Source organism: Microbacterium sp. C448, from assembly GCF_000582705.2.
Taxonomy (GTDB): Bacteria; Actinomycetota; Actinomycetes; order Actinomycetales; family Microbacteriaceae; genus Microbacterium; species Microbacterium lacus_A.
Map to the genome: position 1 here is coordinate 1 of NZ_HG779658.1, position 16787 is coordinate 16787.

The following is a 16787-nucleotide window of genomic DNA, read 5'->3' on the forward strand; positions in this document are numbered from 1 at the left end:
AATCCCTGCCAACTACTTGACGCGGGACAGAATCCGTAAGGGTGGCGGCGGGGATGATAATCGGGTCGCTGTGGTTGCCTGCGCTGACGATGAAAAGCAGGTTGTAGGAGTGGGCGAGCCAGTCGAGCAGACGTCCGACCGGGCTCATCCTCCTCACGAGGGCTCTCGCTTGGGCACCAATGGAGAGGTTGACGATTCGGACGCTAGGTGCGACTGCTGCCCTTCCCCCTTCGCCCTCGACAATGCGCTTGACGGCCTGGTGTAGGAGGTCGGTGAGGAGTCTGTTGGGGAGGATCTGCTCGTACCCTGCGGCAAACTCGTGGGGCCGCATGATGGGTCGCACGTACAAGGGGCGGTCCAGCGGTTCGCCGCCGATCGAGAGGTCGCCTTGCACGATGAGCGACGCCATCGCAGTGCCGTGGTTGCGTGATGACAACGGGTAGCTTTCAGCAACACCGTCAGGGTCATCGACCACCAGTCTGCCTGCGAGGGCGTCGTGGTTCGGAAACGGAAGCCCGTCAAAGAGTGCGATGCGTGGCAGGCCATCCACTCGATCTCCGGGTGGGAGTCGAACTTCGGCGACGGGTTCGAGGGTAGGTGGCGCGACACTCATGGGCGTGAACGGGCTGACGAACATGACCTCGTCGGTTGTGAGCAGCCGGATGGATTCCGCGCCATTGTTGAGTACGGAATGAACTTGTTGGATAGGCAGTTCCGCGAGCACTGCGTGATAGCCGATGTCGCCGATCTGCGATTGGTCGATGACTCGTCCACCGCTGGCAGTGATGGTTTGTTCAACGTGGGTCTGGGCGCTGACGCGCTGCACCGCGTCGCGCCGGTACCAAAGTTCGATTTCGACCATGACCGTGCTGACAGACTGTCCGACGAGGTCGAGAGTTTCCTGCCACTGCTCGCGAAGCCCTGTCTCACGGATGCGGTCCTCTGGCCCCCATCGTCGTATCGCGGTCAACTGTTGGAAAGCCGACTTGAACTTGCCAAGGCCGTGCACGAATGAGGCCGATGGATTTTCCTGCCACAGGGTGAACAATCTCAGAAGTTCTTCGATCGCCTTGGCGTTCGACATCACGAGGTAGAGGGAGTGCGAGACGGGTTTGTCCGTGCGGCCGGCTTCCCGTTCGGCCATGTAGAAGTCGTCGTCTGGATCGGATCGGTCCCCCAACAACTCGGACAGGAACTCAAGACCGTCGATCTTGTCGATCGCGTTGCGGAAGTCCTTGATGCTGCCTGCGAGATCGAAAACAACCACCAGCGCCGGATCGACTTCGTCGGGGGTCTCCATGGAGAGACGCACCCGCTCGGCGTCGAAAGCTGCGGTCAGGTCACCGAATTGAGGCGCTAACCGCTCTCCTTGCCTGCCCGCACTGGGCTTGGATAGGCGCGGCATGTCTCGCGAAGTCTGCGTGGGCCGTTCGACGACGACTGGCGGACCGAATGCCAGGAGCGGTCGGCGCTCCGCGGTCACGCAGTGGCCTGACCGCGCCTGTGCTCAAGACGTTCTTGCACAATCCGCCGTAGGTTGCTGTCCGGCAATTCCAGCACCGCTCGGCGCCGCACGTCGAGAGCAAACTCTTCCAGTTCGGAGTAGCTGGCTCCTGCGAGTTTGTCTGCCAATGTGCGTGGAGCGAATCCGAGGTCACCGCCAAGCCGTGCGGCGAGCCTTTCGAGGAATCGCGTTGCTTCGGAGCGGCTCGGGGGTTCGAGTTCGGCCCGAATCTGGAAGCGCCTCCATGCGGCGCGGTCGAGTAGTTCGCTGTGGTTGGTCGCGCCGACGAAGAGAACGTGCGCAGGGAGCCTGTCGATCTGGAGCAGCAAGGTGGACACGACGCGCTTGATCTCGCCCGTCTCGTGCTGATCTGACCGCTCCTTCGCGATGGTGTCGAGTTCGTCGAAGAACAGTACGCATCGTCGCGTGCGCGCGAACTCGAAGGCGTTGTCGAGCCTGGCGGCCGTCTCGCCGAGGAAGCTAGACATGACGCCTTCGTAACGAATCACGTAGAAGGGAAGCATCAGTTCGGAAGCGATAGCCTCCGCGACACTGGTCTTACCGTTGCCCGGGGGGCCAGACAGTAGGAGCCGGTTGCGAGGTTCGATCCCGTAACTACGGAGCAGCTCAGCGCGCTTCTGCTCCTCAATCAATTCTGTAACGACCCGCCGTGGAACGGGTGCGAGTTCAAGGTCATCGAGGCGGCGGCTGGGGACGACTTCGTGAACCAGGTCTCGAATCGCGGTGGCGCGATCGTCGCGGACAAGCCCTTGCCCGGTCGTGGTGATCAGTTCAGAGAGACGGTCCGCCACGAGGTGGTGCTGGTTGGCACGCTCTTCGGCGATCACCGCTTCTACGAGGGTGCGGAACCGATCACGGTCCCCGTGACGCTCGGCCTCAACGAGGTCGAGAAGCAGGTCGGCGCGCGCCATCTCTCGCCTCCCTCAGTTGAGTGCTGACATCCTTCACCAATCCTACCGGTGGCGATCATGAGGCTACTGAGCCGCGCCGACATCCACGGCACGACGTGAGCATGAGACCTCCCTGAGGCAGACACGAATCAACAGGACGAGGCTGATGGGCCCGATGAAGGCGAACTTCAGTGCGTTCCAGACGAACAGCATCACCAAGAGGTGTAGCCAACCGGGGCCGCCGTCCTCGGCGAGCTGCGCGCAGATGCTCGCGGCATACAGGTATGGGATCGCCAGCACCATCGCTGGGACTCCCCAGCGCAGTCCACGTCGGGTACGGATGGCGTCGAGCAGCATGTTGGTGGGCATGTAGCGGCGCAGGAAGTACCGGGTGCGTACGCTGACAGCCCAAATGAGGCGGAACATGGACAGTCCTCTCCAGGGGTTCGGCGACAAGAACCTGAAAGGACCGCCCGCTGCCGGGAAGGTCATACTGTCGCGACGGGCGACAGCGCCAATATAGAGGCCACCTCGACATCCACAATACGACTTCGCGGCGACACCGGGAAGGGTCAGCGATCAGAACGAACGGCCCAGTGGCTCGCGTCCACTTGTCCGCCCCGGCGCCTCTTCCGGGTCGGCTGTGAGGCTACGCGCCGCGTCGAGCGCCATCTTCGCGCGGGCGGCATCGATCTTCTGCGCGGTCGCCACCGGGGTGGGGCCGAGAGGAGTGTCGTCGGTGATGCCGTATCGGTCTCGGTAGGCGGCCACCGTGCGGGCACGTCGGAGCCAGGTTTGTCGCTTCGCCCGCTGGCGAGGTGATGGCCCAAGAGCTTTCGTCCACGTGGCCCCTTCGTTGAGTGCAGCGTCGAGCACGGCATCGGCGCGCTTTTCGATCAGGTCGCGTCGTTCGTCGAGTGCTTGGCGCATGTCGTCGGCCATGGGACCGCTCGCAGCCGGGACAAGTCCTGCGATCAGCCGCGGTGCCTCGCGTGCGCGGCCGGAGCGTGCCGGCCGTGCGGTTGCCCGCGCCACCCGGTGGTGGAGGACCGAGGCGATGTCGTCGGCGTCGCCGAATCCGCGCGCGGCCACGAGACGCGGGAGCAATCGATCGAGGTCGTGATGGTTTGCCTCGGCCCGGCGTAGCTCGGCAGTCAGAGCCCCGAACGCATCGGAGTCGATGGCAGCGCTTGCCTGTTCTTCGGTGAGACCGGAGTCGTGGATGAGAGTGGCCCAGCGGTCGCGTTGAGCGGCCGCCGCGATGGTCTCGTACTCCGCGGCGAGCTGGGCGACCGAGCCCCACTGTTCCTGTTCGTTGGTGATCGTCTCGTTCGCGGACAGCTCGGCGCCGACGTGTTGCAGGACGCCGTAAAGCACGGAACGTGCTGTGGCGTCGGGGTTGTCGCCCGGGTGCGGGGCGGCGTGGCCCTCGTCGGCTCGGTCGAGGACCACATAGGCGTGGTTGGAACGCTTGCCGCGGGTCATCGAGACGTAGAAGTTCTCCCTCGTCGTGGTCCGCTCCACCAGGACGTGCGCGGTGTCGGTGGTGATGCCCTGTGCGCGATGGGCCGTGACTGCGTAGCCGAGGTCAACGTGCTCGGCAACGTAAGCAGCCGGGAGCACGATCGCCGCGCCGAAGCGGCGTCCAGTTCGCCGGATGGTGACCGAGCCGTCGTCGCGGACGTCCTTGATGGCCCAGGTGTCGCCGTTGCGGACCCAGTCCTTACCGTTGCGGAGTCGACGGTCGTTGCGGCGGGTGATGATCGTGTCCCCCGCGCCGGCCATCGTTCCGTCAGCGAGTTCGACTTCTGGGCCTGGCGTCAAGGTGCCGTCGACAATGTGGTCTGCGCGGGCGCGGGTGTTGAGCGCGGTCGCCTGGTCGCGGGTCTCCGCGACCAGCACCGATGCCAGTCCTAAATCTCTGTCAGCTCGCCATGCCGAGTAGGCGGCATCGGTCATCAGGTCGGCCTCACCGCTTCGGATGCGGTCATGATCGAGGTAGGTGCCAATCACTGCCGTGCGTCCGTGACGTAACGCGAGTGATGCGGTCTTCTCCCACGCGTTCGTGAAGCGGTGGACGTCAACCAGCTCCGGCGCATCGTCCCGGCCGGCCACCAAGAGATTGAACGCGCCGCCTGCGTCTACGGACTGGAGCTGGGCGAAATCGCCGACCAGCAACACCTTCGCTCCTGCCCGCTCGGCCAGGTGCGTGATCCGATCTAAGGATAAGGTGCCGGCCAGCGACGCCTCGTCGATGATGACGAGCTGACCTGCATCAAACGAGGTTCCGTGCACGAGGTGGTTCTGCCACCATTTCGCCGTATTCTCGGCCTGAATGCCGAGATCGTCTGCCAGCACTTGCGCGGCCACAGCGGAAGGCGCGAGTCCGACGACGGACCCTCTGCCGTGTTCGGCTTCCCACGCGCGGCGCAGGGCATTCATGGCGGTCGTCTTGCCCGCGCCGGCGGGGCCGACCAGTACGTCGAGCACCAGGCCAGAGACGGCAATCTTCATGAGCGCGTCGGCCTGGTCCTCACTTAGCATCCGGCCCTCGGCGTCGGGGCGAGAGGTGATCTTCTCGACCGAGCCCACCGAGACAGCGGGTGCCGTCAGCGTGCGAGAGCGGTCGACCAGTCGGTCTTCGGCGGCCAGCAACAGCTCGGAGGAGAACACAGTCGAGTGCTTGGGCCGGAACACGCTGGTTCCGTCGACACGACGGAATGCCGCCGGACTGGTGGCAAGGTCCGGTGGGGTCAGCCGCAGCGACGCCTGTTCGGCAGCGTCAGCAATCATCCCGACGATCGCCTCTCGATCCTGCATGGACGCGAAGCGCCAACGCATCGTCTGACGCGAGGCCTCAGCCATCAGATTCCATCGCCGCCAGGTCGACCGCTTCTCGCCGACAATTTCTACCACCGCGGTACCGAGTTCTTCGACGGTCTCCAACGGCACGTCGTCGGCGCGCAGCAGGAGCGGGCTGTTGTTGTTTGTGAGGTTGCGCGCCCAGGTAGTGGCGTCCTGACCGAGAACGTCGGTGGCGCGCGATCGCCATTCGGTGGTGAGGTCAGCCAGCGGCCGGACCTCCTTGTCGGGCCGTGTAGAGAGGGTTGCTTGGGCGCGCAGCTTCAGGATCGTCGCCGGGGGTGGCCGGCGACCGTGTTTGCTCACGTAGTCGGCAATGAGGCGGTCGGTCTCGGTATCAATGTGCCGGGCGCGGGTCGAGAACTCGGCCACCAACTCTTCCGGCACGCCGCTGATCGCCCATGCGGGATTGCGGTCACGGCCCCTGTCACGCGCTTCCCACTCGACGCCGAAGGTGCGGGCAATGTGGTCGGCGAACACTGCCTCGTGCAATTCGGATAGCGCGACGACGGCGGCGTGCAGCGGCCGTCCATCGAGGCTCCGCCACTTCCCGTCGAGAGCGGTCTGGACCTTGTTGGAGATGACAACGTGAGTGTGCAGGTGGGGGTCACCGGCACGGGAGTCGAAGTGGTCGAAGGCCGTCGCGACCAGGCCTGTGACATCGACTTGCGCAACGGCTCCGTCGCCGGCGGTTGCGCCGGTGCGAGTGGCTGCAACCTCGCGTTCCATGAATGCAACTACCTCCGCAACTGCCCCGTGGTGCGCCTCCCCTATCAACGCTTGCGTCCCTGCATCCGCGACCGCCCACAACGCGGATGCAGATTTCGGAATCGAGAAGGTGAAGTCGAACCCGGCCACCGCCCGTCGCGTCCCGCGCTCGGACTCCTCGGCCTGGATTTGCGCGACCGCGTCTCCCATTGCACCGGGAAACGTTGTTGGGGCGAGGACTGCGATCCGCGCCTCGATCCGCTCTGAGGTGGATTTGTAGGCCGGGAACGCTAGCCCGAGGGGATCTCCGGTGATCGGGTCACGGCCCATCCCCATGAGGAGCTGGAGCTGCGCCTCGGACACTCGATCACCCACCGCGAGCTGGCCGCCCCCGAGGGATGCGACGCCCGACCCGAGCCATTGGCCCGGCGGGGTTCCCGCCTCGGCGTAGTAGCGAGTCAAGGGCGTCGAGAACGACCTGTCGCCGTCTGCGGCGGCTACCGTACGCAGGAGGTACTTGTAGCCGTCACCGGCGGACATCACTCGCATCGAGACCGTCACACGCAGCAGGTGTGCCTGCCCGCGCTTGGCGCTGCCGGTCGCGTCAGGCGGGCAGCCTCTTGCAGGCGAACTCCCCGATCTGGTCCTCGATGAGGAACTCGTCGCCAACCAGGTCCGCGTACATGGCCGCGATGCCTTCTGGTTCGCCCGCGGCTCGGAAGCGGACACGGTCAGAGTCCGTATGAATCAGATAGGCGCTGCACTCGCACGAAGTCATGAATGCGTAGAACCGCCCCTGGTGCGCTTCTTGCAATAGCGCCGCGGGGTAGTAGATGTCGTGCTTGCGGCACAGCGCCGGGACTTTGATTGCACCATTCTCGAAGGCGCTCTGCGGGAGGTGAGCTGCGTGAGACCAGGGTTGCAGCCGCACCTCCCCACCCGTTGCGCGCAACGTCCCCCCATCCGCGAGAGCGAGCAGAGACGTCTCCGTGCATGCCTGCCCCGCTGGCCACATCACCGACGTTTCCGACGGCCACAACTGTGGCATCCCCATCTCCGTCTTCGTGTCTGCCTGAAGGCCTGGAGTGGTGAACCGCACGCCGTGCAGGAGGAGTGCTCCGAGGACGATCGTCATCGCGTAGCCCTGGGGCAGCGGCGGCTCGGGAAAGTCTGGGATGCGAACCGTCAGCGGAGTGACGCGTACAGCCGAGAATCCCTTGACTCCCTCGAATCGGCCGACCCAAAACTGGCTGAAATCCAGCGGTTGCACCAGCTCGCGGCGCTCGTAGAGTGCCCTGTACTCCGACGGGGCGAGCCCGTAGCCGTTTTCCCGCTGCTCCTTGCTAGAGAGGAGCATCGCAGTCAGCGCGGTCTTCTGCACCCACGTTGCGATCGCCGCCTGGTCTTCCGGCGCGATCGTCCCGGGCTCGTCGAGGATCAACGGGGTCAGCACTCGCTGCGCGACTGTTTCGAGGTTGCTCATCCACCCGTTGTTACACGAGCCGCAGAAGCTCTTCACCGTTTGCCGGAATGGGGGCTGCTCCCCCATGTCGCGCGGCAGAGCATTCAACGGGCCCGCGTGATGACGCATCGGAGCGAGATCCAAGCCAGTCCTGCTCACCCACTGACCGAAAACGTGCTCGCGGGTCAGGGGCCCCACCGCCCCGCAGAAAGCACAAGATTCAGGCATGCACCCATTCTCCGGCACGGGTGCCACTCCTCGACCTGCAAGAGGCGTGGCATCTCGTGAAGGGGTCGATTCGAGCCCGCAGGAAGTCACTGTCGAGCAGTCCGGCGGTTTGGTGGGTCGGGATCTCGAACAGGGCTCTATGGGCGATGCTGTGCCCCTGGCAGATGACCAATTCGAAGCAATCGTCGTTCGACTCAACTTCGGGATTCACCGTCCCGAAGGGTGCACGTGCTCAGCCAAGATTCCATTTTCCGTGCCGGACCACTACGTGTTGGTTCGCTGTTCTCTGGCTACGGCGGACTGGACCTCGCCGTCGAATAGGTCTTCAACGCCCGACCCGTCTGGTTCTCCGAGATCAACGAGCCCGTCGCCCGCGTCTTCTCCCACCACTGGCCCGACGCCCGAACATCGGCGACATCACCACCATCGACTGGGCTATCGTGCCCCCGATAGACATCCTCTGTGGCGGGTTCCCCTGCCAGGACGGGTCAACCGTCAGAAAGAGAGCCGGTCTCGCCCGGGCACCCGTTCCGGCCTCTGGGCGCACATGGCTCACCCGCGTCGGCGGGCTCCACGAGATGGCGCTCATCAGAGACATCTGCGAGATCACGTCGATGCCCCACACCGGCGATGACGAATGCAGTGGCGAGATCATTGCAGCGGCCTGCGCGCACCTCGCGTCAACCGTGCAGCCTCGCATCAACGAAGGCGCCTGGATCGCGCAACCCTACCTCGATGGTAGCTACGACCCCGACGGGGGTGTGCGCATCGAGGGCAGCCACATCGCCGTACCTCACGGGCGTGGACTGGGCGTGCATCCCGACGGAGCCATCTTCGGCGAGCCATCCGCAACCTTCGGTTAGGGTCTGTTCTCAAACCCGTTGGAGGGTGGCCGCGTGCAAAAACCTCTTCCCGTTGCGGCGACTCGACGAGTGGATCGCCGCATTCAAACGCGTTCGAGGCGGGGCTGAAAAACGGCCAGTCGTCGCTGGGCGTCGGCCAGCACAGTCCGGGAACAGCGAGACGACTTGCGGCTTGCAGCCGCCGTTCCCTCAATCGTCGCCATGATGGAGCCTCCTCGTCCGCAGTTCGCTGCACCCCCGACGCCGCGTCGATGAGACCGGCCGGTGCGCGGTTCTGGACATCGACGCGGCGCCGTGCGTCACGCACTCAGCGCAGCCGTCGGCGGGGTATGCGACGCGCGTATGGCGGGCAGGACCCCGGCGATCGCACCGACAGCGATCGTCGCTATGAGGCCGCCGACCGGGATCAGTAACGGCACCGCGAGCGGCCACCCGTTGGCCACGGCAACCATCGCGGTGGCTGCGACTCCGATCAGTGCTCCGGCGACCCCGCCGAGGAACGCGAGCAGGATGGCTTCTGCGAGGAACTGCGCGCGAATGTGCCCACGTGTCGCACCGAGAGAGCGGCGCAAGCCGATCTCCTTCCGCCGTTCGAGAACCGTGATCACCATGGTGTTCGCAACCCCGATCCCGCCGACCAGTAGCGCGATCGAGCCGACACCGACCAGCAGCCCGGTGAAGACCTGATCGACGGTGTTCTTCGCTGCGAGCGCGTCGGAGGGTCGGGAGACTTTGACGTCGCCGGGCGATTCGGGGTTGACCGTCTGCGGGAGACGGTCGCGGATGCGCAGCACGTCGGCGTCTTCGGATCTCTCGTAGATGGTGGTGGGGATGCCGTCGAATCCGAGAACCGCGGTGGCCCGTTCCGGTGACACAATCGCCGAGGTGTTCAGCTCCGGTGCCAGCAGCACAGGGTCGAGGATGCCGACGACGGTGAACAGACGCTCGCCCAGCCAGACTTGCATCCCGACCTCGGTGATACCGAGCTTTTCCGCTGTCGTGCTGCCGAGCACGACCGTGTCGAGTCCTCGGGTCGCGATCGTGAACCAGGAGCCGTGCGCCAGGGTCGCGCCCACGGCATCCGGCAGCCGTTCCTCGGCGGCCCGCACCACAAGTCCCCCTGTCGCACCCGCCGCGACGTACGGGTTGCGGTAGACGTGCGTGTCTATGTCGCTCGTCCAGGAGGCCTCTTCGACGCCATCGAGATGACGAATCCGGGCGAGGGCGTCCGGACTGAGCTTCGTCTCGTGGCCGAGGTAGTCCTTGCCCGCGGTGATGGTGAGCATGTTGGTGCCGATCTCGGCGAGCTTCTGCTGCACGAGCGCTTGGCTTGACGTGGAGATGCCGATCACGGCGATCATCGCGGCGATGCCGATGGCAATTCCCAGGCCGGATAGGACGGCGCGCATGGGGTGGGCGCGTACCCCATGGAACGCCAGGCCTGTGAGGTCTGACGCCCGCAAGCGAGATCGAGGAACGCTCATGCGGCGACCCCCGACTCCGTCTGCCGAGCGATCGCGGGATCGCCCGAGTCCGACACGATGAGCCCGTCACGGATCGCGACGCGCCTCGGGAGGCGTTCGGCGAGGTCGCGGTCGTGCGTGATCAGCACGATCGTGGTCCCGTTCTCGTTGAGCTCGCGCAGCAGCTGCACGACCGTCTCCCCTGATGCGGAGTCGAGGCTTCCTGTGGGCTCGTCCGCGAGGAGGAGCGCGGGGCGGCGGACGATGGCCCTGGCGATCGCAACACGCTGACGCTCGCCTCCGGAGAGCTGCTTGGGCTTGTGATCCAGGCGGTGCCCGAGACCGACCGAGATGAGGGCTTCCCTCGCCCGTTCCCGACGCAGCCCGCGGCTCATCCCCGTGTAGAGCAGTCCGGAGCCGACGTTGTCGACGGTGCTCTGACCGTCGCTGAGATGGAACTGCTGGAATACGAATCCGATGGTGTGCGCCCGCAGGGCGCTGAGTCGGGCGTCGGAGAGGTCATCCACCCGCTCCCCTGTGATGAGCACCTCCCCGGTGGTGGCGCGGTCTAGTGTGCCGATGAGGTTCAGTAGCGTGGATTTGCCCGACCCTGAAGGGCCGACGATGGCCACGAACTCGCCGTCGTCGACACGCAGATCGACGCCTCGGAGCGCCTGCGTCGGCGGAGACCCGTACGAGCGGGTGACATCGTGGAGTTCGAGGACGGAGGTCACTGCGCCACCACCACTTCGTCGCCTTCGTCCAGCTTGCCGTCGACGACCTTGACGACCTCGACGAGACCGTCGCCGAATGTCCCGGTGGTTATGGTCACCAGTCGGGACTTCTTGCCATCGACGACCTCGACCTGAGTGGTGCCGTCGGGTCCGGCGAGTAGAGCAAGGACCGGGACCCGGAGCACGCCCGTCGCGAGAATCCGCGTGAAGCTCGCAGACACCGTCACGTCGATGACGTCACCGCCGGCTGCGGGATCGTCGGGGGTGAGCACCAGCGGCACCTTCATGGTCTTCTTTCCGTCCTCGCCCTCCTTCTCGCTCGGGGCGCCGACGCTGGTGACGGTCGCGTCGATGATCGTGCCGTCCGGAAGCGACGCCTGCACCTTGGTGTCTTTCGCTGCAACCGACGCCAGATCCGCATCGAGGTCGATCGTGATCTGCTTGCCTGTGTCCGTGACGGTCAGCACGGCTCCGCCGCTCGGCGACCCCGGCCCGGTATCGACAGATTTCACCCGCACAGCGGCAGGTCCGAACATGAAACTCCCCAGAGGCAGCTCTCCGGTGCGTGGCAGTCCTCGGGCCTTCTGCCAGTTGCGGATGGCCTCGGCTGTCCACCAGGTGAACTCCTCGTCCGGTTCTCGCTGGAAGAAGCCGAGGTCGCGTAGGTTCTCCTCGAGCTGGCGCACATCACGCCCATTGCTCATTCCGGCCTCGAATCCGCGCCACGCGGGGAGAGCACCGAACAGGAGCACCACAGGCTGATCGTCAATCCGGAACAGCTCCTCCCCCCGACCGATCACGGTGCCGACGGCGGGGACCGACGTCACCGTCCCCGGTAGCGCCGATCCGAGCGCACGACTGTTTCCGTACCCAAGCTTGCCTCCGGTGCGCACCTGCTCAGCGATATCACCGCGGCTCACCACACCGGTCGCCGTGTGCACGCGCGGGGCGCTCTCCTCGGCGGGCGGCTGCGCAAGGGCAGGAACGACCACGGCCGCCCCGCCCCCGAGCACAGCCAGCACCGCGACCGCGACGATGCCGATCGCCAAACGACGTCGCGGATGAGCACGCCGCTCGGTGTCCCCCTCCGTACCCGCTTGCTCGCTCTCAGCCAATACGTCTCGGGAGTCACGGGTATCGCGATCAGCCATTGCCCGACCCCGCATCCAACCCTGCCTTGACGGCACAGGCGTCCATGTCCTTCTGGTCGAACTTGCCCGGATCGATCGGCTTCACTCCAGCCGATCCGGCCTCGGACGGCGGTGCTGGGTCGTCCCACTCGTAGCCGGCGTCCCTCATGCACTTGGCAAAGGTGAGCTGCATCTGGTAGTCCTCGTCGGCGCTCGGGGCGCTCGGGTCGACCGGCACCGGACCGACCTTCTTTGAGCAGGTTGCGGACGCTGCTTTGTACGTCGCCTCGTCGACGCCGAGCGAGTCCAAGTCCAGCATCTCGCCGGACGTGCGCTTCGGCACGTCGATGCCTTCGTCGCGCAAGCAGGAGTCGAACTTCTCGGTCCAGGCGGCGAGATCCTGCTCGAAGGTGGAGTTGCTCACGCCGCCTCCGCCGCCGAGTGATGTCGACCCGCCGGACGGTTCCTCCGAGCCGCCGGTCGAGGCGCACGCAGTGAGCAGGGCCGCCGACATCAGGGCGACTCCCACCAAAGACGCAGCAAACCGGCCGGTCCGTGATCGTGTGATTGTCATAGTGTTCCTTTCGTTCGGAGCGCCAGGAGGGCGCACAGACAGGACATCGCACACGCGGTTACGCTGCCGTAAGCCAGACGCTTTACGTTTCCCTTACCGGTCATGAAGTGGGATAGGGAGCGACCGGAGTTGGCGCGAACGGATGAGAAGGGCAAGGACCAGGTGCGAGCACTGATCGTTGAGGACGAGCCTTTGCTGGCTGAGGCGATCCGTGCGGGCCTCGAACTGCAGTCGATTGCAGCCGATGTCACAGGCGACGGCGAGTCCGCCCTCATCGCGATCGACCTCACCGCATACGACGTCGTCATACTGGACCGGGACATCCCGGTCGTGCACGGCGACGAGGTGTGTCGACGGATCGCGGAGCGCTCGCCCCGACCCGCGGTTATCATGCTCACGGCCGCGCACTCGCTGCAATCCAGAGTGGACGGGCTGGCGATCGGAGCAGACGACTATCTGACGAAGCCGTTCGAATTTCCCGAACTCGTCGCACGCCTGCATGCCCTCGCCCGCCGCCCGTTCGCTGCGCGCCCGGCCGTACTCGAGGTCGGCGACATCCGCCTGGACCCGACCCGCCATGAAGTCCTCCGCGACGGACACTTCGTGCTCCTCACCCGGAAGGAATTCGCCGTGCTGGAGGTGCTCATGCGCGACCCCGACGCCGTCGTCAGCGCCGAGCAGCTGCTGACTCGTGCTTGGGATGAGAACGCGAACCCGTTCACCAACACCGTCAAGGTCACCATCTCCGCCCTTCGGCGCAAGCTCGGCGACCCCTGGCCCATCCGGACCATCGCCGGGGCCGGCTACACGATGAGGGTCACGCCATGAACGGCAAACCGATGTTGCCCACAATCGCCACTGTCGGTCGGCCCCGGCGTCTGACCTTTCGGTTGCGGCTCGCCCTGACCTACGCGGCTCTACTCACGGTGTCGGGGGCGCTGCTGCTCACGCTGATGACAATCGTCATCGTCTGGATCCCCGACTACACGTTCGCGCAGGCACCGACGATACCCGGCTTCTCCGAGGCGCCCACCGACACGCCGTCCCCATCGGAGACGGCGATCTCGGACAACCTGTCCTCTGCACCGATGCAAGTGGTCGTCTCCAGCCGCGACGACCTGATGCGCCTCTTCCTCGTGGTCGGGGGGGTCCTTCTTCTCGTCATCGCACTCCTCGGGGGAGCGATCGGTTGGAAAATCGCCGGCCGCATGCTGCGGCCCCTGCATGAAGTGAGTGTCGCCGCGAAGCATGCGGCCAACGGTCGTCTAGACCATCGCATCGGCCTGGGAACCCCCCACGACGAGATCACCGAACTCGCCACCACATTCGACGACATGCTCAGCAGCCTCGAGACCGCATTCCACAGCCATCAACGCTTTGCCGCCAACGCCTCGCATGAGTTGCGCACACCACTTGCCACGACCCGAGCAGTGATCGACGTCGCACTCGCGTCAGGCAGCACACCTCGGCGAGAGGTCCTGGCAGGTCTCCGCGAGATGAACGAACGCAGTCTCGAGACCGTCGACGCACTCCTCGCCCTCGCAGACATCGAATCCGCACCGAGAAGGGCGCGTACGCACTGCGACATCGCGCTCATCACGCGCGCGAGCGCCGACGAGCTCGCCGAGCGCGCCGCTGAGCGCGGGGTCACCACGTCGCTCGACCTCGAGCCGGGTGCCATCGCCGGCGACCCGCTTCTCCTACGCCTGCTCGCTGACAACCTGCTCAGCAACGCGATACGGCACAACGTCAAAGAAGGATTCATCACAGTACGAACCCGCACAGAACAGGGTCGGGCAATCCTGCATATCGCCAACAGCGGATTGACCATCACTCCCGAGCAGGCGCTCCAGATGACCGAACCGTTCGTCCGCATACAAGGACGTGCCGGGAGCGATCATGGCCACGGACTCGGCCTCGCCATCGTCGCCGCAATCGCGCGACAACATTCCGCTCAACTGCAGCTCGATCCGAGAGAGGGCGGCGGGCTCCAAGTCACAGTAAGTTTCCCGACCAGGACGCCGCCAGCATCTCGTCCCTGACCTGTCTGGTAGGACTCCAGCCGGGCCATTGACGATGCTCGGTGAACGACGATGCGCGATGTGGCGCAAACGATGGAGCCCCCGCCGCCTGAGAACCAGACTTTTCGAGATCAGGAGACCCTCCCGGGCGTCCGAGAGGATACTCAAGCGATCTGGCTGACCGCCACTGCGCGGAACAGGAACGTCGTCCGATGACCCGGTCTCCCCAGGCGTCGCACCCGAGAGCGGCTCCTCCTATACGCCGCTCCAACACCGTGCCACCCGGCACGAACGACAGCGGACGCTCTTCTCAAGCCGTAGCGGGTGGCGTCGCTACCGAGCGTACTTGCACAACTGTACGAATAGCTCCTACGATGAACTCGTACGATCGTACGAAAATGGAGGGTCATGCTCTTTGCACATCTGGCGACTTTCTCAGTTCTCGTTGCCGTCACCATATGGTTCGTCCGTCAGCTTCTCCATGGGCGCAGCGAGCCTATTGCATACGAGGACCTCACACTGGAGAAGCTCAAAGAGATGACTGAGGGCGACTTCGCTGCGCTTCGAGAAGACGACGTTGAAGCGTGGCGACGCCTTCGGGACCTTGACGTGCGACAGCAGGCGATTCACGCCCGCGCCGCAGCGATTCACGCAGAGTAGCCGGAGTCACCCCTGCACGTCAGGAGGCGGCGAGTTGAGCTAGGTGCGTTGCGATCACCTGACGCGCCCAGTTCGTGTCGGGTGCTTTGGATATCAGTAGATGTAGTGAGAGGCCGTCTACGACGGCGTGCAAATGATCTACCAGCAACCTGTCTTGTCGAGTCGTGAGGAGTTCGACGGCGGTTGCGCACACTTCTCGAAGCGTATCCATGGCGGCGATCCGGTAAGGCTCGAGATCCTGATCAGTCGAGGCCGCGATCCCCAACGCCAAGAAGACTTCCATTTCAAGCCGGCGCTCTTCATCAAGCGGCAGGAGCTCCAGCAGGGCGGCCTCAGCACGTTCCGCTCCGGAGATATCCGCTGGCAATGCATGCACGCGCTCGACGATCCGTTCGGACGCGGACACCAGCGCCCGCTCGCGCATCGCGGCCTGAGTGGGGAACGTGTACCTCAGGGAACTGGGGGGCAGGCCCGCCTCTGCCGCAACCTTGCGAACAGTCATAGCGGTCACTCCATCGCGCGCAATTACGCGCCACGCGGCGGCGATGACCGTTCGGTCGCGTTCGGCGGCATCCAGGTAACGAGGCATCTCGCTATTTTCACACGTTCGTACAGAAACGTGCTATAACTATACTCGTACAGTCGAGCGAAAACGGGAGGGCGACCATGGCGTGGACGATGTTGATCATCTCCGGTTTCCTGGAGGCTGTCTGGGCGACGGCACTGGGAGCTTCGGACGGGTTCAAGAAAAAGAAGGCGACCGTGGTGTTCGTCGTGGCTCTCGGGGCAAGTATGGCGGGACTGGCGTTCGCTATGACGACCCTGCCGACCGGTACGGCATATGCGGTCTGGGTTGGCATCGGCACGGTACTGACCGTGGTGATCGCCGCTGCGCGGAAGAAGGAACGGCTGACCTGGTCACGCATCACCCTGCTTGTCGTGCTGATCGGGTGCGTCGTGGGATTGAAGGCGGTGAGCTGATGCCGTGGTTCGTGCTTTTCATCAGCGCCATCTTTGAAGCCGTCTGGGCGACCGCACTCGGACAAAGCAACGGATTCACCCTGCTGATTCCGACCCTCGTTTTCCTCGGAGGTCTCGCGTTGAGTATGGCCACTCTGGGATACGCAGCAAGGCACATCCCCATCAGCACGGCCTACGCGGTCTGGACAGGCACTGGCGCGGCTTTGACCGTCGCCTATGCGATGCTGACCGGCGAAGAGTTGGTTTCGGTTCTGAAGGTTCTCTTCCTCGTCGGGATCGTCTGTGCCGTCGTCGGCCTGAAGCTCATCAAGGCACCCGCGGAGCGGCCCGAGGAGCGTCGCATCCCAATAGACCCGAGCGGCTCCGGAGCAGATGGCGGCGTCGTGCGCGCACCACAGAGACAAGATGAGAGATGAACAGAAAGTGGCCGTGGTGGGTCGTGAGTCGATCCCTCCAATCTGCGCGAGCGACCGCGATCCTGTATGTCATCGGGTTCATCATGGTTCTGGCCGGCCGATTGAGCGGCGACGACCCCAGCCTGTTGCACCTCGACGTGGCCGTTGTTGCGGTCGGAGCGCCGTGGGCGGTCGCGCAGTGGGTGTTCATTCGACGGCAGTTTCAGCGCCTGGACGATGAACTCGACGAGTTGGTCAAAGCGGTGGCGTCCGGCAAGGTGGTGTACGGAT

At 64.9% G+C, this 16787-nt stretch carries 16 protein-coding genes and 1 pseudogene; 7 read left to right on the forward strand and 10 right to left on the reverse strand.

Annotated features, from left to right (window positions below; all coding sequences use genetic code 11):
* The 5 genes from MIC448_RS06735 to MIC448_RS06755 all read right to left on the reverse strand — a co-directional run.
* The coding region (locus tag MIC448_RS06735; protein WP_243419915.1) for a S8 family peptidase at positions 1-1300 on the reverse strand (1300 nt) is incomplete at its 3' end.
* A gap of 179 nt (positions 1301-1479) precedes the next feature.
* Complete coding sequence (locus tag MIC448_RS06740) at positions 1480-2436, reverse strand: AAA family ATPase (RefSeq protein WP_019310997.1); 957 nt, start codon at positions 2434-2436, stop codon at positions 1480-1482.
* Positions 2437-2499: 63 nt separating this feature from the next.
* Positions 2500-2841 (reverse strand): hypothetical protein, encoded by a 342-nt coding sequence (locus MIC448_RS06745; RefSeq protein ID WP_036297655.1) that lies wholly within the window; start codon positions 2839-2841, stop codon positions 2500-2502.
* Between the two features lie 153 nt (positions 2842-2994).
* A complete protein-coding gene (mobF, locus tag MIC448_RS06750) occupies positions 2995-6534 on the reverse strand; it encodes a MobF family relaxase (protein WP_036297675.1) in 3540 nt (1179 codons plus the stop codon).
* A 55-nt stretch (positions 6535-6589) separates the two neighbouring features.
* Complete coding sequence (locus MIC448_RS06755) at positions 6590-7468, reverse strand: hypothetical protein (RefSeq protein ID WP_081766228.1); 879 nt, start codon at positions 7466-7468, stop codon at positions 6590-6592.
* A gap of 371 nt (positions 7469-7839) precedes the next feature.
* On the opposite strand from MIC448_RS06755, the pseudogene MIC448_RS06760 reads away from it, so the two are divergent.
* Positions 7840-8139: pseudogene (locus MIC448_RS06760) on the forward strand (hypothetical protein); the annotation flags it as partial.
* A gap of 114 nt (positions 8140-8253) precedes the next feature.
* Complete coding sequence (locus MIC448_RS06765; protein ID WP_051513277.1) at positions 8254-8538, forward strand: hypothetical protein; 285 nt, start codon at positions 8254-8256, stop codon at positions 8536-8538.
* Between the two features lie 299 nt (positions 8539-8837).
* On the opposite strand, the gene MIC448_RS06770 is transcribed toward MIC448_RS06765, so the two are convergent.
* From MIC448_RS06770 to MIC448_RS06785, 4 genes are read right to left on the reverse strand one after another with little or no spacing between them, the layout of a single operon-like run.
* Positions 8838-10022: an ABC transporter permease gene (locus tag MIC448_RS06770; protein ID WP_036297659.1), complete on the reverse strand. Its 1185-nt coding sequence runs from the start codon at positions 10020-10022 to the stop codon at positions 8838-8840.
* On the reverse strand, positions 10019-10735 hold the full coding sequence (locus MIC448_RS06775; RefSeq protein ID WP_036297661.1) for an ABC transporter ATP-binding protein: 717 nt from the start codon (positions 10733-10735) through the stop codon (positions 10019-10021). The genes MIC448_RS06770 and MIC448_RS06775 overlap by 4 nt, the downstream gene beginning before the upstream one ends.
* Positions 10732-11886, reverse strand: a complete 1155-nt coding sequence (locus MIC448_RS06780) for a peptidoglycan-binding protein (protein WP_158497525.1) — start codon at positions 11884-11886, stop codon at positions 10732-10734. The genes MIC448_RS06775 and MIC448_RS06780 overlap by 4 nt, the downstream gene beginning before the upstream one ends.
* Entirely contained in the window at positions 11879-12379 is a 501-nt protein-coding gene (locus tag MIC448_RS06785) for a hypothetical protein (protein ID WP_144238004.1), read from the reverse strand. Before MIC448_RS06785 ends, MIC448_RS06780 begins: the two co-directional genes overlap by 8 nt.
* A gap of 222 nt (positions 12380-12601) precedes the next feature.
* On the opposite strand from MIC448_RS06785, the gene MIC448_RS06790 reads away from it, so the two are divergent.
* A complete protein-coding gene (locus MIC448_RS06790) occupies positions 12602-13267 on the forward strand; it encodes a response regulator transcription factor (protein ID WP_036297681.1) in 666 nt (221 codons plus the stop codon).
* The gene (locus tag MIC448_RS06795; protein ID WP_051513282.1) at positions 13264-14481 is read left to right on the forward strand and encodes a HAMP domain-containing sensor histidine kinase; all 1218 of its coding nucleotides are present in this window, start codon (positions 13264-13266) and stop codon (positions 14479-14481) included. The genes MIC448_RS06790 and MIC448_RS06795 overlap by 4 nt, the downstream gene beginning before the upstream one ends.
* A gap of 658 nt (positions 14482-15139) precedes the next feature.
* Here the strand turns inward: MIC448_RS06795 and MIC448_RS06800 are convergent.
* Positions 15140-15709: a TetR/AcrR family transcriptional regulator gene (locus MIC448_RS06800; protein ID WP_036297667.1), complete on the reverse strand. Its 570-nt coding sequence runs from the start codon at positions 15707-15709 to the stop codon at positions 15140-15142.
* Positions 15710-15786: 77 nt separating this feature from the next.
* On the opposite strand from MIC448_RS06800, the gene MIC448_RS06805 reads away from it, so the two are divergent.
* The 3 genes from MIC448_RS06805 to MIC448_RS06815 all read left to right on the forward strand — a co-directional run.
* Positions 15787-16101 carry a multidrug efflux SMR transporter gene (locus MIC448_RS06805; protein WP_036297669.1) on the forward strand — a complete coding sequence of 105 codons (315 nt, stop codon included), beginning with the start codon at positions 15787-15789 and terminating at the stop codon, positions 16099-16101.
* Positions 16101-16517: a multidrug efflux SMR transporter gene (locus MIC448_RS06810; protein ID WP_081766227.1), complete on the forward strand. Its 417-nt coding sequence runs from the start codon at positions 16101-16103 to the stop codon at positions 16515-16517. The genes MIC448_RS06805 and MIC448_RS06810 overlap by 1 nt, the downstream gene beginning before the upstream one ends.
* The coding region (locus tag MIC448_RS06815) for a hypothetical protein (protein ID WP_036297671.1) at positions 16514-16787 on the forward strand (274 nt) is incomplete at its 3' end. The genes MIC448_RS06810 and MIC448_RS06815, both read left to right, overlap by 4 nt.